We start from the raw sequence: 18,336 nt of genomic DNA on the forward strand, positions 1-18,336 counted from the left end.
AGGGCAGCCCCACCATGGACATCCCCGCGATCGCCGACGCCGAGGAGCTCTCCTGCGACGTCCTCGTCATCGGCGGCGGCACCGCCGGCACGATGGCGGCGCTGACGGCCGCCGGCCGCGGCGCGCGGGTCCTCCTCCTGGAGAAGGCGCACGTACGCCACTCCGGCGCCCTCGCCATGGGCATGGACGGCGTCAACAACGCGGTGGTCCCCGGCCGCGCCGAGCCCGACGACTACGTCGCCGAGATCACCCGCGCCAACGACGGCATCGTCGACCAGTCCACGGTCCGCCAGACCGCCACCCGCGGCTTCGCGATGGTCCAGCGCCTGGAGTCGTACGGGGTGAAGTTCGAGAAGGACGAGCACGGCGAGTACGCGGTGCGCCAGGTGCACCGCTCCGGCTCGTACGTGCTGCCGATGCCGGAGGGCAAGGACGTCAAGAAGGTCCTGTACCGGCAGCTGCGCCGCCGCGAGATGCGCGAGCGGATCCGGATCGAGAACCGGGTGATGCCGGTGCGGGTCCTGACCTCGCCGGAGGACGGCCGGGCCGTCGGCGCGGCCGCCTTCAACACCCGTACCGGGGCCTTCGTCACCGTCCGCGCCGGCGCGGTGATCCTGGCGACCGGCGCCTGCGGTCGGCTCGGACTGCCCGCGTCCGGATACCTGTACGGAACGTACGAGAACCCGACCAACGCGGGCGACGGCTACGCGATGGCGTACCACGCGGGCGCCGAGCTGACCGGCATCGAGTGCTTCCAGATCAACCCGCTGATCAAGGACTACAACGGCCCGGCGTGCGCGTACGTCGCGAACCCCTTCGGCGGCTACCAGGTCAACCGGCACGGCGAGCGGTTCGTGGACTGCGACTACTGGTCGGGGCAGATGATGGCGGAGTTCGCCGCCGAACTCGCCTCCGACCGGGGGCCGGTGTACCTCAAGCTCAGCCACCTGCCGGAGGAGTCGGTGGCTTCCCTGGAGTCGATCCTGCACACCACGGAGCGGCCGACGCGCGGCACGTTCCACGCGAACCGCGGCCACGACTACCGCACGCACGACATCGAGATGCACATCTCGGAGATCGGCCTGTGCGGGGGCCATTCGGCCTCGGGCGTCCGGGTCGACGACCACGCCCGGACCACCGTCCCGCGGTTGTACGCGGCCGGGGACCTGGCCTCCGTACCGCACAACTACATGATCGGGGCCTTCGTCTTCGGCGACCTGGCGGGCGAGGACGCGGCGCAGTACACGGCGTACGAGGGCCCGCTGCCGGCGGACCAGGTGGCGGCGGCGCACGAGCTGGTCTACCGGCCGCTGCGGCATCCGGACGGGCCGCCGCAGCCGCAGGTGGAGTACAAGCTGCGGCGCTTCGTGAACGACTACGTGGCCCCGCCGAAGACGGGGGCGCGGCTCTCGCTGGCGGTGGAGGCGTTCACCCGCATGGAGGCGGAGATCGGCGGGATGGGGGCGCGCACCCCGCACGAGCTGATGCGGTGCGCGGAGGTGTCGTTCATCCGGGACTGCGCGGAGATGGCGGCCCGGTCCTCGCTGGCCCGGACGGAGTCCCGCTGGGGCCTGTACCACGAGCGGCTCGACCACCCGGTACGGGACGACGGGGCCTGGCTGCACCACCTGGACCTGCACAAGTCGCCCTCGGGGGCGATGGAGTTCACGGCCCGGCCGGTGGAGCCGTACCTGGTCCCGGTCCCGGAGTTCACCCCGACGGGCGGCCCGTCCCGCCCCCTGGGCCAGGCCTCGCTGACCCCGGTGGCCACGGCGGGCCACCGCGAGGCGGCCCCGCGCCCGACCGGGGGCCCGGCGCCGGCTGCCGGCCCGGAGCCGGCCGCTGCGACCGGAACCGCCGCCACCGGCACCGCCGCCCCGGCCTCCGCCTCGCCGCGGCTGCTCGCGCTGCTCGCGCTCGCCGAGGAGGCCCCCTCCCTCGACGCCCTGCTGCCCCATCTCGGCGACCCCGACCCGGCGGTGCGGGCCGCCGCGGTCGCCGTCCTCACCGAGACCGCCCCGGCCGGCGCAGGCCCGGTCCTCGCCGCCCGACTGGCCGATCCGGCACCGGCGGTACGGGCGGCGGCCGCCGCCTCGCTGCGGGAGCTGCTGGAGGTGCTGGAGCCGGATCCGGAGCTCGGGTCCGCCCTGCGCGCGGCACTCGCCGTGGCGGACCCGGCAGTGCGCGCCGCGGCCCTGGAGGCCCTGCGGGCGCTGCGGCTCGGGGAGGCCGGGCTGTACGCGGGGCTGCTGGACGACGCCGACCCGGAGGTCCGCATCCACGCCGTCCGCGCCCTGGTCTCGGTGGACGCCGTCGGGGAGCTCGTCCGGGCCACCGGGGACCCGGCCCGCGAGGTCCGGGTGGCCGCGGCGAAGGGGCTGGCCGCGGTCCGGGCGCCCCGCCCGGAGCCGCTCGCGCCGCTGCTCGCCGACCCGGACCCGCTGGTGCGGGGTGCGGCGCTGGCCGCACTGGCCGCCACCGGCTGCCCGCCCCCGTACGCGGCGGCCGCGGCGGCCGCCCTGGCCGACCCGGCCTGGCAGGTCCGGGCGGGCGCGGCGACGGCCCTGCGCGCCGCCGACCCGGCGGGAGCCGTACCGGCCCTGGCGGGGGCCCTGTCCGACCCGAACGCGGACGTCCGCAAGGCCGCCGTCCTGTCCCTCCTCCCCCACCGCACCCACCCGTCCGCCGCCACGGCCCTGTCCGAAGCCACCGCGGACCCGGACGCCGACGTCCGCGCCTATGCCTCACGGGCGTCGGAGCGTCTCAGCGCCGAATAAGGGTCGACATGGCAGGGCCCGGCCCCCCGTCGGGGGGCCGGGCCCTGTCGCGAAAGCGCCGCCGGCTACCGCACGAAGGTGCTCGCCTGCCCCGCCAGGTCCAGGAAGTACTGCGGGGCCAGGCCCAGGACCAGGGTGACCGCCACGCCGACCGCGATCGTCGTCATCGTCAGCGGCGACGGCACGGCCACCGTCGGCCCGTCCGCCTTCGGCTCGCTGAAGAACATCAGGACGATGACCCGGATGTAGAAGAACGCGGCGATCGCGGAGGAGATGACACCCACCACGACCAGCGCCCCGGCGCCGCCCTCCGCCGCCGCCTTGAACACGGCGAACTTGCCGGCGAAGCCGGAGGTCAGCGGGATGCCCGCGAAGGCCAGCAGGAACACCGCGAAGACGGCCGCCGTCAGCGGCGAACGCCGCCCGAGCCCGGCCCACTTCGACAGGTGCGTCGCCTCGCCGCCCGCGTCGCGCACCAGCGTGACCACCGCGAACGCGCCGATCGTCACGAAGGAGTACGCGCCGAGGTAGAAGAGGACGGACTGCACGCCCTGGGCCGAGGTGGCGATCACACCGGCCAGGATGAAGCCGGCGTGCGCGATCGAGGAGTAGGCCAGCAGGCGCTTGACGTCGGTCTGCGTGACCGCGATGACCGCGCCGGCCAGCATCGTCACGATGGCCACGGCCCACATCACCGGCCGCCAGTCCCACCGCAGCCCCGGCAGGACCACGTACAGCAGCCGCAGCAGCGCGCCGAAGGCCGCGACCTTCGTCGCCGCCGCCATGAAGCCGGTGACCGGGGTCGGGGCGCCCTGGTACACGTCGGGGGTCCACATGTGGAACGGGACCGCGCCGACCTTGAACAGCAGGCCCATCAGCACCAGCGCCCCGCCGATCAGCAGCAGCGCGTCGTTGCCCATGGTGTCGGCGAGCGCCGGGTCGATGTTGGCCACCGTGCCGTCGACGACGTCGGCGATCGCCGCGTACGAGACGGAGCCCGCGTAGCCGTAGATCAGGGCGATCCCGAACAGCAGGAACGCCGAGGAGAAGGCGCCCAGCAGGAAGTACTTCACCGCGGCCTCCTGCGACATCAGCCGCTGGCGGCGGGCGAGGGCGCAGAGCAGGTACAGCGGGAGGGAGAAGACCTCCAGGGCCACGAACAGCGTCAGCAGGTCGGCGGCCGCCGGGAAGATCAGCATGCCGGAGATCGCGAACAGGGCGAGGGGGAAGACCTCGGTGGTGGTGAACCCGGCCTTGACGGCTGCCTGCTCGCTGTCGCTGCCCGGTACGGAGGCCGCCTGGGCGGCGAAGGAGTCCACCCGCTTGCCGTGCGCCCGGGGGTCCAGGCGCCGTTCGGCGAAGGTGAAGACGGCCACGATCGAGGCCAGCAGGATGGTGCCCTGCAGGAACAGGGCGGGCCCGTCGACGGCGACGGCGCCCATCGCCGCGATGTGCGCCTTGTCCCCCGCGTACCCGCCGGCGGCGAGCCCGACGACCGCCGCGAACGCCGAGGCGAGCGCGGCGACGGCGAGGAACACCTGCACGTAGTAGCGGGACCTGCGCGGGACGAAGGCCTCCACGAGGATCCCGAGGACCGCCGCGCCCACCACGATGAGCGTGGGCGCGAGCTGCGCGTACTCGATGTGCGGGGCGGGGATCCGCTCGGCGGGCGCCTGGGCGGCGAGAGCCCACACCCCCTGGGCAGCAGTTGCGGTGCTCACTTCGCCGCCTCCCCGTTCCTGGCCTCGACAGCCACCTCGGGCTTCGGGTCCTTCTGCTTCACGTCCGACAGGGTGTGCTGCACCGCCGGGTTGACGATGTCGGTCAGCGGCTTGGGGTACACGCCCAGGCCGATCAGCAGCGCGATCAGCGGGGCGACCACGAGCAGCTCGCGCAGGCGCAGGTCCGGCATGGTGCGGACCTGCTCCTTCACGGGGCCGGTCATGGTGCGCTGGTAGAGCACCAGCGTGTACAGGGCGGCCAGGACGATGCCGATGGTGGCGATGACACCGATGGCCGGGTACCGGGAGAACGTGCCGACCAGCACCAGGAATTCGCTGACGAACGGCGCGAGGCCGGGCAGCGAGAGGGTGGCGAGGCCGCCGATCAGGAAGGTGCCGGCGAGCACCGGGGCCACCTTCTGCACGCCGCCGTAGTCGGCGATGAGCCGGGAGCCGCGCCGGGAGATCAGGAAGCCGGCGACGAGCATCAGCGCCGCCGTCGACAGGCCGTGGTTGACCATGTAGAGCGTCGCCCCGGACTGCCCCTGGGAGGTCATCGCGAAGATGCCCATGATGATGAAGCCGAAGTGGGAGATCGAGGCGTACGCGACCAGCCGCTTGATGTCGCGCTGCCCGACCGCGAGCAGCGCGCCGTAGACGATGCTGACCAGGGCCAGGACGAGGATCACCGGAGTGGCCCACTTGCTGGCGTCGGGGAAGAGCCCGAGGCAGAAGCGGAGCATCGCGAAGGTGCCGACCTTGTCGACGACCGCGGTGATCAGCACGGCGACCGGGGCGGTGGCCTCGCCCATCGCGTTCGGCAGCCAGGTGTGCAGCGGCCACAGCGGGGCCTTCACCGCGAAGGCGAAGAAGAAGCCGAGGAACAGCAGCCGCTCGGTGTTGGTCGCCATGTCCAGGGTGCCCGCGGCGCGGGCGGCCGTGATCTCCTGGAGCGAGAAGTTCCCGGCGACGACGTACAGCCCGATGACCGCGGCCAGCATGATCAGGCCGCCGACCAGGTTGTAGAGGAGGAACTTGACCGCCGCATACGACCGCTGCGCGGCCGCGTTCTCGTCCGTGCCCGCATGGGCCCGGTCCCCGAAGCCGCCGATGAGGAAGTACATCGGGATGAGCATGGCTTCGAAGAAGATGTAGAAGAGGAAGACGTCGGTGGCCTCGAAGGAGATGACCACCATCGCCTCGACCATGAGGATCAGGGCGAAGAAGCCCTGGGTCGGCCGCCAGCGGCTCGAGCTCGTCTCCAGGGGGTCGGCGTCGTGCCAGCCGGCGGCGATGACGAAGGGGATCAGCAGCGCGGTCAGCCCGATCAGCGCCACCCCGATGCCGTCGACGCCGAGTTCGTACCGGACGCCGAAGTCGGCGATCCAGCTGTGGGACTCGGTGAGCTGGTAGCGCGCGCCGCCGGGCTCGAAGCGGACCGCGACGAGCACGGCCAGCACCAGCGTGGCCAGCGAGAAGAGCAGCGCGAGCCACTTGGCGGCGGTCCGCCGGGCGGCCGGGACGGCCGCCGTGAGGACCGCGCCGGCCGCGGGGACCGCGGCCGTCACCGTCAACAACGGAAAGGACATACTCACACCGCCCTCATCAGCAGGGTCGCGGCGATGAGGATCGCCGTGCCCCCGAACATCGAGACCGCGTAGCTGCGGGCGTAGCCGTTCTGGAGCTTGCGCAGCCGGCCCGACAGGCCGCCGACCGAGGCGGCGGTCCCGTTGACGACCCCGTCGACCAGGCTGTGGTCGACGTACACCAGGGAGCGGGTCAGGTGCTCCCCGCCGCGCACCAGCACGATGTGGTTGAAGTCGTCCTGGAGCAGGTCGCGGCGGGCTGCCCGGGTGAGCAGGCTGCCGCGCGGGGCGGTGACGGGGACCGGCCGGCGCCCGTACATGGCCCAGGCGATCGCGACGCCGACGACGAGGCAGGCCATCGTCGCGAGGGTCACGGTCATGGCGCCGACCGGCGGGTTCCCGTGCTCGTACCCGGTGACGGGCTCCAGCCACTTCAGGAACCGGTCGCCGATGGCGAAGAAGGCGCCGGCGAAGACCGAGCCGAAGGCCAGCAGGATCATCGGGATCGTCATGGACTTCGGGGACTCGTGCGGGTGCGGCAGCTCGCCGGCGTGGTGCTCCGCGGCAGGCTCGGCGCTCGGCACCGCGTCGGCGTCGGGGGCGGGCTGCCAGCGCTTCTCGCCGAAGAAGGTCATCAGCATGACCCGGGTCATGTAGAAGGCGGTGACGGCCGCGCCGAGGAGGGCCGCGCCGCCGAGGATCCAGCCCTCGGTGCCGCCCTTGGCGAAGGCCGCCTCGATGATCTTGTCCTTGGAGAAGAAGCCGGACAGGCCGGGGAAGCCGATGATGGCGAGGTAGCCGAGGCCGAAGGTCACGAAGGTGATCGGCATGTACCGGCGCAGGCCGCCGTACTTGCGCATGTCGACCTCGTCGTTCATCCCGTGCATCACGGAGCCGGCGCCGAGGAAGAGGCCCGCCTTGAAGAAGCCGTGCGTCACCAGGTGCATGATCGCGAAGACGTAGCCGACGGGGCCGAGGCCGGCGGCGAGGACCATGTAGCCGATCTGCGACATCGTCGACCCGGCGAGGGCCTTCTTGATGTCGTCCTTCGCGCAACCGACGATCGCACCGAAGAGCAGCGTGACCGCGCCCACGACGGTGACGGCGAGCTGTGCGTCGGGCGCCCCGTTGAAGATCGCCCCGGAGCGGACGATCAGGTAGACGCCGGCGGTGACCATGGTCGCGGCGTGGATGAGGGCCGAGACCGGGGTCGGGCCCTCCATCGCGTCGCCGAGCCAGGACTGCAGCGGCACCTGCGCCGACTTGCCGCAGGCGGCGAGCAGCAGCATCAGCGCGATCGCGGTCAGCGTCCCCTCGGACGCCTTGCCCGCCGAGGCCAGCACCGGCGTGAACGCGAAGGTCCCGAAGGTGGTGAACATGACCATGATCGCGATGGAGAGCCCCATGTCGCCGACCCGGTTGACCAGGAAGGCCTTCTTCGCGGCGGTCGCCGCGCTGGGCTTGTGCTGCCAGAAGCCGATGAGCAGGTACGAGGCCAGGCCCACGCCCTCCCAGCCGACGTACAGCAGCAGGTAGTTGTCGGCGAGGACCAGCAGCAGCATCGCCGCGAGGAAGAGGTTCAGGTAGCCGAAGAAGCGGCGGCGGCGCTCGTCGTGCTCCATGTACCCGATCGAGTACAGGTGGATGAGCGTGCCCACCCCGGAGATCAGCAGGACGAACGTCATCGACAGCTGGTCCAGCCGGAAGGCGACGTCCGCCTGGAAGCCCTCGACCGGGATCCAGCGGTACAGGAACTGGTGCAGGGTCCGCTCGTCGGCGCTGCGCCCCAGCATGTCCGCGAACAGGGCGACGCCGATGCCGAAGGAGACGGCGGCGAGCAGGGTGCCGATCCAGTGGCCGGCCCCGTCGAGGCGCCGGCCGCCGCACAGCAGCACCGCCGCTCCGAGCAGGGGCGCCGCCACCAGCAGCGCAATCAGATTCTCCACTGTGTACGCCCCTTACAGCTTCATCAGGCTGGCGTCGTCGACCGAGGCCGAGTGGCGGGTACGGAACAGCGACACGATGATCGCGAGGCCCACCACGACCTCCGCGGCGGCGACGACCATCGTGAAGAACGCGATGATCTGGCCGTCGAGGTTGCCGTGCATCCGGGAGAACGCCACGAACGCGAGGTTGCAGGCGTTGAGCATCAGCTCCACGCACATGAACAGCACGATGGTGTTGCGCCGGATCAGCACGCCCGCGGCGCCGATGGTGAACAGCAGGGCCGCCAGGTACAGGTAGTTGACCGGGTTCACTTCGAGGCCTCCTCACGGCCGAGGCGCTCCGCCGACCGCCGCTCCAGGGCCTTCAGGTCCGACAGCGCCTCGGGCGAGACGTCGCGGATCTGGCCGCGGGCGCGCAGCGTCTTGCTGACGGTCAGCTCGGACGGGGTGCCGTCCGGCAGCAGGCCGGCGACGTCCACCGCGTTGTGCCGGGCGTACACGCCGGGCGCGGGCAGCGGCGGGACCTGGACCCCCTCGCGCACGCGCCGCTCGGCGAGCTCGCGCTGGGTGGCGGCCCGCTCGGTGCGCTCGCGGTGGGTCAGCACCATCGCGCCGACGGCGGCGGTGATCAGCAGCGCGCCGGTGATCTCGAAGGCGAAGACGTACTTGGTGAAGATCAGCTCCGCGAGGCCCTCCACGTGCCCGGCGGAGTTGACCCGCCCCAGCCCGTTGAAGTGCTTCAGGGAGGCGTTGGCGATCCCGGCGATCAGCAGGACGCCGAAGCCGAGCCCGCACAGGGCGGCCAGCCAGCGCTGGCCCTTGATGGTCTCCTTCAGCGAGTCCGCGGCGGTGACGCCGACGAGCATGACCACGAAGAGGAACAGCATCATGATCGCGCCGGTGTAGACGATCACCTGGACCACGCCCAGGAAGTACGCCCCGTTGGCGAGGTAGAACACCGCCAGGACGATCATCGTCCCGGCGAGGCTGAGGGCGCTGTGCACGGCCTTCTTCATCAGGATCGTGGCCAGCGCGCCGATCACGGCGACCGTGCCCAGGATCCAGAACTGCACCGCCTCGCCCGTGGAGGTGAGGGTGGCCGCGCCCGCGGCGATCGCGCTCACGCCCCCACCCCCTCGGCCTTGTCCTTCTCCTGGTCCTTCTCCTGCGCGGACTCGCCCTTGGACACCGCCGCCTGCCGCTCGGTGCCCGGGGCGGCGCCCGTCACCAGACCGCGGTAGTAGTCCTGCTCGTCCGTGCCCGGGTACATCGCGTGCGGGGCCTCGACCATGCCCTCGGTCAGCCCGGCGAGCAGCTGCTCCTTGGTGTAGATCAGCGACTCGCGGCTGGAGTCGGCCAGCTCGAACTCGTTCGTCATCGTCAGCGCCCGCGTCGGGCACGCCTCGATGCACAGCCCGCACAGGATGCAGCGGGCGTAGTTGATCTGGTAGACGCGGCCGTAGCGCTCACCCGGGGAGTAGCGCTCCTCCTCCGTGTTGTCCGCGCCCTCCACGTAGATGGCGTCCGCGGGGCAGGCCCAGGCGCACAGCTCGCACCCGATGCACTTCTCCAGACCGTCCGGGTGCCGGTTGAGCTGGTGCCGTCCGTGGAAGCGCGGCGCGGTGGTCTTCTGCTGCTCCGGGTACTGCTCGGTGAGGCGCTTCTTGAACATGGCCTTGAAGGTCACGCCGAAGCCGGCCACCGGGTTCTGCCACTTCTCGTCAGACACGTCTCAACCCTCCTCTCGGTCGTTGTCGGTGTTCGCGCCGCCACTGACCATCAGCTCCCGCTCCTCGCGGGGCCGCCTGCGCGGTACGGGTTCCGGCCGCTGGCCGGGCTTGGGCGGTACGGGGAACCCGCCCGCGAACGGGTCGAAGGGCTCGGCCGCGGCGGCCGCCCCGGCCTCCTCGGCGGCGGTCTTCTCCCGCCGGTCGCGGAAGAAGTCGGCGACGAAGGACAGCAGCAGGACGGCCACGACGCCGCCGCCCACGTACAGGACGATCTCGCTGAAGTCGTAGCGCTCGTTGCGCAGGGCCCGCACGGTGGCCACGAGCATCAGCCACAGCACCGAGACCGGGATCAGGACCTTCCAGCCGAGCTTCATCAGCTGGTCGTAGCGGACGCGGGGCAGCGTGCCGCGCAGCCAGATGAAGAAGAACAGCAGCAGCTGCACCTTGAGGGTGAACCAGAGCAGCGGCCACCAGCCGTGGTTGGCGCCCTCCCAGTACGTCGAGATCGGCGCGGGGGCCCGCCAGCCGCCGAGGAAGAGGGTCACCGACACCGCCGAGACGGTGACCATGTTGACGTACTCCGCCAGCATGAACATCGCGAACTTGATCGACGAGTACTCGGTGTTGAAGCCGCCGACGAGGTCGCCCTCGGACTCCGGCATGTCGAAGGGGGCGCGGTTCGTCTCGCCGACCATCGTCACCACGTAGATCAGGAACGACACCGGCAGCAGCACGATGTACCAGCGGTCGGCCTGCGCCTCCACGATCGCCGAGGTCGACATCGAGCCGGAGTAGAGGAAGACCGAGGCGAACGCCGCGCCCATCGCGATCTCGTAGCTGATCATCTGCGCACAGGAGCGCAGGCCGCCCAGCAGCGGGTACGTCGAGCCCGAGGACCAGCCCGCGAGCACGATCCCGTAGATCCCGACCGAGGCCACCGCGAGGATGTACAGCATCGCGATCGGCAGGTCGGTCAGCTGCATCGCGGTGCGCTGCCCGAAGATCGACACCTCGTTGCCGGCCGGCCCGAACGGGATCACCGCGATCGCCATGAACGCCGGGATCGCCGCGACGATCGGGGCGAGCACGTAGACGACCTTGTCGGCGCGCTTGACGATGATGTCTTCCTTGAGCATCAGCTTCACGCCGTCGGCGAGCGACTGCAGCATGCCCCAGGGGCCGTGCCGGTTCGGGCCGATGCGCAGCTGCATCCAGGCGACGACCTTGCGCTCCCACACGATGGAGAAGAGCACGGTCACCATCAGGAAGGCGAAGCAGAACACCGCCTTCACCACGACCAGCCACCAGGGGTCCGTCCCGAACAGGGACAGGTCCTCGGCAGCGAGCTGTACCGCGTTCACGCGTCCACCTCCGCAGTGGTGCCGCCTGCGCCGGCCCGGGTCGCCGGGCCGATCCGTACGAGGGTGCCCGGGTGGGCGCCGGTGTCGGCGCACACTCCGGAGCCGGTGGAGTTCAGCGGGAGCCAGACCACCCGGTCGGGCATCTCGGTGATCCGCAGCGGGAGTTCCATGCTGCCGGCCGGGCCGGACACGGCGAGGACGTCGCCGTCCTTGACGCCCGTCTCCGCGGCCGTGGCGGCCGACAGCCGGGCCGAGGCCTCGTGCCGGGTGCCCGCCAGCGCCTCGTCGCCCTCCTGGAGCAGGCCCAGGTCCAGCAGCAGCCGGTGGCCCGCGAGGACCGCCTCGCCCGCACCGGGGCGGGGCAGCGCCGCGGTCGGCGCCGACTGCTCCGCGGCCCGCTCCCCGGCCCACGGGCCGAGCCGGTCGATCTCCCGGCGTACGGCGTGCACGTCGGGCAGGCCCAGCGGCCGGTCGGCGGCGTCCGCCAGCATGTGCAGCACGCGGGCGTCGGCCGGGGCGAGCGGGCGGGTCATCTGGTCGGGCTTGAGCGCCGCCTCGAACGGCCGGACCCGGCCCTCCCAGTTGATGAACGTGCCCGCCTTCTCGGCGACGGCCGCGACCGGGAACACCACGTCGGCGTGGTCGGTGACCTCCCCGGGCCGCAGCTCCAGGCTGACCACGAAGGCCTCCTCCAGGGCGACGCGCGCCCGCTGCGGATCCGGCAGGTCCGCGACCTCGACGCCCGCGACCAGCAGCGCCCTCAGCTCGCCGCCGGCCGCGGCCTCCACGATCTGGCCGGTGTCGCGGCCGTAGCGGTGCGGCAGCTCCTGCAGCCCCCAGGCGGCCGCGACCTCGTCGCGGGCCCGCGGGTCGGTGGCCGGGCGCGCCCCGGGCAGCAGCGACGGCAGCGCGCCCGCCTCGACCGCGGCCCGCTCCCCGGCCCGGCGCGGGATCCACACCAGGCGGGCCCCGGTCGCGGCGGCCGCCCTTACGGCGGCGGTCAGCCCGCCGGGCACCCCGGCGAGGCGCTCCCCGACCACCAGGACCGCACCGGGCGCGCGCAGCGCCTCGGCGGCCGCCTCGCCGCCCGCCTCCAGGCCGGTCCGCGAGGCCAGCGCCTCCAGCCACTCCGGCTCGGTGCCGGGGGCGGCGGCCAGCAGGGTGCCGCCCGCCTTCTGCAGGCCGCGGGTGGCGAACGGGGCGAGGGCGAAGGTGCGCTGCCCCCGCTTGCGGAACGCCTTGCGCAGCCGCAGGAAGACCCCGGGGGCCTCCTCCTCCGCCTCGATGCCGACGAGCAGCACCGCCGGGGCTGCCTCCAGCTCGCGGTAGGTGACGCCGCCGCCGTCGAGGTCCGCCCCCGTGCCGGCCACGGTTGCGGCGAGGAACTCGGCCTCCTCCGGGCTGTGCACCCGGGCCCGGAAGTCGATGTCGTTGGTGTCCAGGACCACGCGGGCGAACTTGGCGTACGCGTAGGCGTCCTCGACGGTGAGCCGCCCGCCCGTCAGGACGCCGGCCCGGCCGCGCCCGGCGGCGAGGCCTGCGGCCGCGGCCTGAAGGGCCTCGGGCCAGCTCGCCGGCTCCAGGACGCCCGCGGCGCTCCTGACCAGCGGGGTCGTCAGCCGGTCGGGGCGCTGCGCGTAGCGGAACGCGAAGCGGCCCTTGTCGCAGATCCACTCCTCGTTGACCTCGGGGTCCTCCGCTGCCATCCGGCGCAGCACCTTGCCGCGGCGGTGGTCGGTGCGGGTCGCACAGCCGCCCGCGCAGTGCTCGCACACGCTCGGGGAGGAGACGAGGTCGAAGGGGCGGGAGCGGAAGCGGTACGCGGCCGAGGTGAGGGCGCCGACCGGGCAGATCTGGATGGTGTTGCCGGAGAAGTACGACTCGAAGGGGTCGCCCTCGCCGGTGCCGACCTGCTGCAGCGCGCCGCGTTCGAGCAGCTCGATCATCGGGTCGCCGGCGACCTGCGTGGAGAAGCGGGTGCAGCGCGCGCACAGCACGCACCGCTCCCGGTCCAGCAGCACCTGCGTGGAGATCGGCACCGGCTTCTCGTAGGTGCGCTTCTTACCCTCGAAGCGGGAGTCGGCGTTGCCGTGCGACATGGCCTGGTTCTGCAGGGGGCACTCGCCGCCCTTGTCGCAGACCGGGCAGTCCAGCGGGTGGTTGATCAGCAGCAGCTCCATCACGCCGCGCTGGGACTTCTCGGCTACCTCGGAGGTGAGCTGCGTCTTGACGACCATGCCGTCGGTGCAGGTGATGGTGCAGGAGGCCATCGGCTTGCGCTGGCCCTCGACCTCGACGATGCACTGGCGGCAGGCGCCGACCGGGTCGAGGAGCGGGTGGTCGCAGAACCGGGGGATCTCGATGCCGATCTGCTCGGCGGCCCGGATGACGAGGGTCCCCTTGGGGACCGACAGCTCGATGCCGTCGATGGTCAGGGAGACCGTGCCCTCGGGCGGCTGCGCCACCGCTCCGCCACCGCCGGTCGCGTTCGTGGTGACGGTCATGCGTTCACCTCCGTGTCGGCCCAGAGGGTCGACTTCCTGGGGTCGAAGGGGCAGCCCCTGCCCGTGATGTGCTGCTCGTACTCCTCGCGGAAGTACTTCAGCGAGGAGAAGATCGGGCTGGCGGCGCCGTCGCCGAGCGCGCAGAACGACTTGCCGTTGATGTTGTCGGCGATGTCGTTCAGCTTGTCGAGGTCGGACATGACGCCCTTGCCGGCCTCGATGTCGCGCAGCAACTGGACGAGCCAGTACGTGCCTTCGCGGCAGGGCGTGCACTTGCCGCAGGACTCGTGGGCGTAGAACTCCGTCCACCGGGTGACGGCCCGCACCACGCAGGTGGTCTCGTCGAAGCACTGCAGGGCCTTGGTGCCGAGCATGGACCCGGCCGCGCCGACGCCCTCGTAGTCGAGCGGCACGTCGAGGTGCTCGGCGGTGAACATCGGGGTGGAGGAGCCGCCCGGGGTCCAGAACTTCAGCTTGTGGCCGGGGCGCATCCCGCCGCTCATGTCGAGGAGCTGGCGCAGGGTGATGCCGAGGGGGGCCTCGTACTGGCCGGGGCCGGCGACGTGCCCGGAGAGGGAGTACAGGGTGAACCCGGGGGACTTCTCCGTCCCCATCGCCTTGAACCAGTCCTTGCCCTTGTTCAGGATCGCGGGAACCGACGCGATGGACTCGACGTTGTTCACCACAGTGGGGCAGGCGTAGAGCCCCTCGACGGCGGGGAAGGGGGGGCGCAGCCGGGGCTGACCGCGCCGGCCTTCGAGGGAGTCGAGGAGGGCCGTCTCCTCGCCGCAGATGTAGGCGCCCGCGCCCGCGTGCACGGTGATGTCGAGCTTCAGGCCGCTGCCGAGGATGTCCTCGCCGAGGTAGCCGGCCTCGTACGCCTCGCGCACCGCCTCGTGCAGGCGGCGCAGCACCGGCACGACCTCGCCGCGCAGGTAGATGAAGGCGTGCTCCGAGCGGATCGCATAGCAGGCGATGATCATTCCCTCGATGAGGGAGTGCGGGTTGGCGAAGAGCAGGGGGATGTCCTTGCAGGTGCCCGGCTCCGACTCGTCCGCGTTCACGACGAGGTAGTGCGGCTTGCCGTCGCCCTGCGGGATGAACTGCCACTTCATCCCGGTGGGGAAGCCCGCGCCGCCGCGGCCGCGCAGGCCCGAGTCCTTCACGTACGCGATGACCTCGTCCGGGGTCATCGCGAGCGCCTTGCGCAGCCCCTCGTAGCCCTCGTGGCGCCGGTAGGTCTCCAGCGTCCAGGACCGGGGCTCGTCCCAGAAGGCCGAGAGCACCGGTGCCAGCAGCTTCTCCGGGCTGGTGCCGTTCTCGTGCATGGCAGCAGTCACCGACATCACTCCCCCTCCTCGCCGCTCGCCTCGGCGCGCGGGTGCACGACCTTGCCGTGGTGCGCGGACTCGCCGCGGGCGATGCGCAGTCCGATCAGGGAGGCGGGGCCGGCGCCTCCGCTCTCCTCGACCGCGCCCTCGCGCTCGTCGGGGAAGCCCGCCAGGATCCGCGCGGTCTCCTTGTACGTGCACAGCCGGGCGCCCCGGGTCGGCGCCACGGGCCGGCCGGCGCGCAGGTCGTCGACGAGGTCCTTGGCGGAGGCGGGGGTCTGGTTGTCGAAGAACTCCCAGTTGACCATCACCACGGGGGCGTAGTCGCAGGCCGCGTTGCACTCGATGTGCTCGAGGGTGACCTTGCCGTCGGGGGTGGTGCCGTTGTTCTCGACGCCGAGGTGCTCCTTGAGCTCCTCGAAGATGGCGTCGCCGCCCATGACCGCGCACAGGGTGTTGGTGCAGACGCCGACCTGGTAGTCGCCCGAGGGCCGGCGCCGGTACATCGTGTAGAAGGTGGCGACGGCGGTGACCTCGGCGGTGGTCAGGCCCAGCACCTCGGCGCAGAAGCGGATGCCGGTGCGCGAGACGTAGCCCTCCTCGGACTGGGTCAGGTGCAGCAGCGGCAGGAGCGCGGAGCGGCTGTCGGGGTAGCGGGCGATGACCTCCTTCGCATCCGCTTCGAGCCGGGCGCGTACGTCCGCCGGGTAGTCCGGGGCCGGGAGCTGCGGCATGCCGAGCGAGATCTCTGTCATCGGTCGACGCCTCCCATCACGGGGTCGATGGAGGCGACGGCGACGATGACGTCGGCGACCTGGCCGCCCTCGCACATCGCGGCCATGGCCTGGAGGTTGGTGAAGGACGGGTCGCGGAAGTGGACCCGGTAGGGGCGGGTGCCGCCGTCGGAGACGACGTGGACGCCGAGCTCGCCCTTGGGGGACTCCACGGCCGCGTACGCCTGCCCGGCCGGCACCCGGAAGCCCTCGGTCACCAGCTTGAAGTGGTGGATGAGGGCCTCCATGGAGGTGCCCATGATGTTCTTGATGTGGTCGAGCGAGTTGCCGAGGCCGTCGGGGCCCATCGCGAGCTGCGCCGGCCAGGCGATCTTCTTGTCGGCGACCATGACCGGGCCGGGTTCCAGGCGGTCCAGGCACTGCTCGATGATCCGCAGCGACTGGCGCATCTCCTCGAGGCGGATCAGGAACCGCCCGTAGGAGTCGCAGGTCTCCGTCGTCGGCACGTCGAACTCGTAGGTCTCGTAGCCGCAGTACGGGTCGGACTTGCGCAGGTCGTGCGGCAGGCCGGCCGAGCGCAGGATCGGGCCGGTGGCGCCGAGGGCCATGCAGCCGGCGAGGTCGAGGTAGCCGACGTCCTGCATGCGGGCCTTGAAGATGGGGTTGCCGGTGGCGAGCTTGTCGTACTCGGGCAGGTTCTTCTTCATGGTCTTGAGGAAGTCGCGCAGCTGGTCCATGGCGCCCGGGGGCAGGTCCTGCGCGAGGCCGCCGGGGCGGATGAACGCGTGGTTCATGCGCAGGCCGGTGATCAGCTCGTAGATGTCGAGGATCAGCTCGCGGTCGCGGAAGCCGTAGATCATGATCGTGGTCGCGCCCAGCTCCATGCCGCCGGTGGCGATGCACACCAGGTGGGAGGAGAGCCGGTTGAGCTCCATCAGCAGGACGCGGATCACGGTGGCCCGGTCGGGGACCTGGTCGGTGATGCCGAGGAGCTTCTCGACGCCGAGGCAGTACGCCGTCTCGTTGAAGAAGGGCGTGAGGTAGTCCATGCGCGTGACGAAGGTGGTGCCCTGCGTCCAGTTCCGGAATTCGAGGTTCTTCTCGATGCCGGTGTGGAGGTAGCCGATGCCGCAGCGGGCCTCGGTGACGGTCTCGCCGTCGATCTCCAGGATCAGGCGGAGCACCCCGTGGGTGGACGGGTGCTGGGGGCCCATGTTGACGACGATGCGCTCGTCGTCCGCCTTGGCCGCCGAGCGGACGACCTCGTCCCAGTCGCCGCCGGTGACCGTGTAGACGGTGCCCTCGGTGGTCTCGCGCGACTCTGCGTGGTGTGACGTGGACATCAGCTGTACGACCTCCGCTGGTCGGGAGCCGGGATCTGGGCGCCCTTGTACTCGATGGGGATGCCGCCGAGCGGGTAGTCCTTGCGCTGCGGGAAGCCCTGCCAGTCGTCCGGCATCATGATCCGGGTGAGGGCCGGGTGTCCGTCGAAGACCAGGCCGAAGAAGTCGTACGTCTCGCGCTCGTGCCAGTCGTTGGTGGGGTAGACGGCGACGAGCGACGGGATGTGCGGGTCGCTGTCCGGCGCGGACACCTCCAGGCGGATCATCCGGCCGTGGGTGAGCGAGCGCAGGTGGTAGACGGCGTGCAGCTCGCGGCCCTTGTCCCCGGGGAAGTGCACGCCGCTGACGCCGGTGCACAGCTCGAAGCGCAGGGCGGGGTCGTCGCGCAGGGTGCGGGCCACGCGGACCAGGTGTTCGCGGGCGATGTGGAAGGTGAGCTCGCCGCGGTCGACGACGGTCTTCTCGATCGCGTTCTGCGGGAGCAGGTCCTGCTCCTCCAGCGCGCCTTCGAGTTCGTCGGCGACCTCGTCAAAGTACGAGCCGTACGGGCGGTGGCTGGCGCCGGGGAGGGCGACGGTGCGGACCAGGCCGCCGTAGCCGCTGGTGTCGCCGCCGCCGGCGGCGCCGAACATGCCCTTGCGGACGCCGATGACCTCGGGGCCGGCGCCGGAGTCGCGGGGGGCAGGAACGTTGTTCCCGCCCGGTTCGGGCTCGCCGTTGCCGTTGCCGTGGTTCGGGGTGGTCTCGCTCACCGGAGCAGCCCCTTCATCTCGATGGTGGGCAGGGCCTTGAGGGCCGCCGCCTCCGCCTCGCGGGCCGCCTCTTCCCGGTTCACGCCGAGCTTGGAGGACTGGATCTTCTGGTGGAGCTTGAGGATCGCGTCCACCAGCATCTCGGGGCGGGGCGGGCAGCCGGGGAGGTAGATGTCCACCGGGACGATGTGGTCGACGCCCTGCACGATGGCGTAGTTGTTGAACATTCCGCCCGAAGATGCACAAACCCCCATGGAGATGACCCATTTGGGAGCGGGCATCTGGTCGTACACCTGCCGCAGCACCGGCGCCATCTTCTGGCTGACCCGGCCGGCCACGATCATCAGATCGGCCTGGCGCGGCGAGCCGCGGAAGACCTCCATGCCGAAGCGGGCCAGGTCGTACCGGCCCGCCCCGGTGGTCATCATCTCGATCGCGCAGCAGGCCAGGCCGAAGGTCGCGGGGAAGACGGACGCCTTGCGCACCCAGCCCGCGGCCTGTTCGACGGTGGTCAGCAGGAAGCCGCTCGGCAGCTTTTCTTCCAGTCCCAT

14 protein-coding genes are annotated in these 18,336 nt (G+C 71.7%); 1 reads left to right on the forward strand and 13 read right to left on the reverse strand.

Features of this window, described 5'->3' with window-relative positions:
* Positions 1-14: 14 nt before the first annotated feature.
* The gene (locus ABZ924_RS23005; RefSeq protein WP_361912786.1) at positions 15-2,777 is read left to right on the forward strand and encodes a fumarate reductase/succinate dehydrogenase flavoprotein subunit; all 2,763 of its coding nucleotides are present in this window, start codon (positions 15-17) and stop codon (positions 2,775-2,777) included.
* 65 nt (positions 2,778-2,842) lie between these two features.
* Here ABZ924_RS23005 and nuoN read toward each other — a convergent pair whose 3' ends face one another.
* Genes nuoN through ABZ924_RS23070 form a run of 13 tightly spaced genes read right to left on the reverse strand, consistent with a single transcriptional unit; the run spans position 2,843 to position 18,336 of the window.
* Entirely contained in the window at positions 2,843-4,498 is a 1,656-nt protein-coding gene (nuoN, locus tag ABZ924_RS23010) for an NADH-quinone oxidoreductase subunit NuoN (RefSeq protein ID WP_361912789.1), read from the reverse strand.
* The gene (locus ABZ924_RS23015; protein ID WP_361912862.1) at positions 4,495-6,087 is read right to left on the reverse strand and encodes an NADH-quinone oxidoreductase subunit M; all 1,593 of its coding nucleotides are present in this window, start codon (positions 6,085-6,087) and stop codon (positions 4,495-4,497) included. Before ABZ924_RS23015 ends, nuoN begins: the two co-directional genes overlap by 4 nt.
* A gap of 2 nt (positions 6,088-6,089) precedes the next feature.
* The gene (gene nuoL, locus ABZ924_RS23020; RefSeq protein ID WP_361912792.1) at positions 6,090-8,030 is read right to left on the reverse strand and encodes an NADH-quinone oxidoreductase subunit L; all 1,941 of its coding nucleotides are present in this window, start codon (positions 8,028-8,030) and stop codon (positions 6,090-6,092) included.
* A 12-nt stretch (positions 8,031-8,042) separates the two neighbouring features.
* On the reverse strand, positions 8,043-8,342 hold the full coding sequence (gene nuoK, locus ABZ924_RS23025; RefSeq protein WP_189807950.1) for an NADH-quinone oxidoreductase subunit NuoK: 300 nt from the start codon (positions 8,340-8,342) through the stop codon (positions 8,043-8,045).
* Positions 8,339-9,154 carry an NADH-quinone oxidoreductase subunit J gene (locus ABZ924_RS23030; protein WP_361912795.1) on the reverse strand — a complete coding sequence of 272 codons (816 nt, stop codon included), beginning with the start codon at positions 9,152-9,154 and terminating at the stop codon, positions 8,339-8,341. Before ABZ924_RS23030 ends, nuoK begins: the two co-directional genes overlap by 4 nt.
* Positions 9,151-9,759: an NADH-quinone oxidoreductase subunit NuoI gene (nuoI, locus tag ABZ924_RS23035; RefSeq protein WP_361912798.1), complete on the reverse strand. Its 609-nt coding sequence runs from the start codon at positions 9,757-9,759 to the stop codon at positions 9,151-9,153. Before nuoI ends, ABZ924_RS23030 begins: the two co-directional genes overlap by 4 nt.
* A 3-nt stretch (positions 9,760-9,762) precedes the next feature.
* Positions 9,763-11,121: an NADH-quinone oxidoreductase subunit NuoH gene (nuoH, locus tag ABZ924_RS23040; protein ID WP_361912801.1), complete on the reverse strand. Its 1,359-nt coding sequence runs from the start codon at positions 11,119-11,121 to the stop codon at positions 9,763-9,765.
* Complete coding sequence (locus tag ABZ924_RS23045) at positions 11,118-13,625, reverse strand: NADH-quinone oxidoreductase subunit G (protein ID WP_361912804.1); 2,508 nt, start codon at positions 13,623-13,625, stop codon at positions 11,118-11,120. The genes nuoH and ABZ924_RS23045 overlap by 4 nt, the downstream gene beginning before the upstream one ends.
* The gene (nuoF, locus tag ABZ924_RS23050; RefSeq protein WP_361912807.1) at positions 13,622-14,971 is read right to left on the reverse strand and encodes an NADH-quinone oxidoreductase subunit NuoF; all 1,350 of its coding nucleotides are present in this window, start codon (positions 14,969-14,971) and stop codon (positions 13,622-13,624) included. The genes ABZ924_RS23045 and nuoF overlap by 4 nt, the downstream gene beginning before the upstream one ends.
* The gene (gene nuoE, locus ABZ924_RS23055) at positions 14,971-15,711 is read right to left on the reverse strand and encodes an NADH-quinone oxidoreductase subunit NuoE (protein ID WP_361912810.1); all 741 of its coding nucleotides are present in this window, start codon (positions 15,709-15,711) and stop codon (positions 14,971-14,973) included. The genes nuoF and nuoE overlap by 1 nt, the downstream gene beginning before the upstream one ends.
* Entirely contained in the window at positions 15,708-17,033 is a 1,326-nt protein-coding gene (locus tag ABZ924_RS23060; RefSeq protein ID WP_361912813.1) for an NADH-quinone oxidoreductase subunit D, read from the reverse strand. Before ABZ924_RS23060 ends, nuoE begins: the two co-directional genes overlap by 4 nt.
* Complete coding sequence (locus tag ABZ924_RS23065) at positions 17,033-17,785, reverse strand: NADH-quinone oxidoreductase subunit C (RefSeq protein WP_361912816.1); 753 nt, start codon at positions 17,783-17,785, stop codon at positions 17,033-17,035. Before ABZ924_RS23065 ends, ABZ924_RS23060 begins: the two co-directional genes overlap by 1 nt.
* Entirely contained in the window at positions 17,782-18,336 is a 555-nt protein-coding gene (locus ABZ924_RS23070) for an NADH-quinone oxidoreductase subunit B (protein WP_114053664.1), read from the reverse strand. The genes ABZ924_RS23065 and ABZ924_RS23070 overlap by 4 nt, the downstream gene beginning before the upstream one ends.

The sequence above is a fragment of the Streptomyces sp. NPDC046876 genome (assembly GCF_040645035.1).
Lineage (GTDB): Bacteria > Actinomycetota > Actinomycetes > Streptomycetales > Streptomycetaceae > Streptomyces.

Excerpts from the sequence above, each read along its gene's own strand:
- ABZ924_RS23005 (WP_361912786.1), top strand. The coding sequence starts at position 15 with ATGGACATCCCCGCGATCGCCGACGCCGAGGAGCTCTCCTGCGACGTC.
- ABZ924_RS23060 (WP_361912813.1), bottom strand. The coding sequence starts at position 17,033 with ATGTCCACGTCACACCACGCAGAGTCGCGCGAGACCACCGAGGGCACC.
- ABZ924_RS23045 (WP_361912804.1), bottom strand. The coding sequence starts at position 13,625 with ATGACCGTCACCACGAACGCGACCGGCGGTGGCGGAGCGGTGGCGCAG.
- ABZ924_RS23015 (WP_361912862.1), bottom strand. The coding sequence starts at position 6,087 with ATGTCCTTTCCGTTGTTGACGGTGACGGCCGCGGTCCCCGCGGCCGGC.
- nuoF (WP_361912807.1), bottom strand. The coding sequence starts at position 14,971 with ATGTCGGTGACTGCTGCCATGCACGAGAACGGCACCAGCCCGGAGAAG.
- ABZ924_RS23070 (WP_114053664.1), bottom strand. The coding sequence starts at position 18,336 with ATGGGACTGGAAGAAAAGCTGCCGAGCGGCTTCCTGCTGACCACCGTC.
- nuoE (WP_361912810.1), bottom strand. The coding sequence starts at position 15,711 with ATGACAGAGATCTCGCTCGGCATGCCGCAGCTCCCGGCCCCGGACTAC.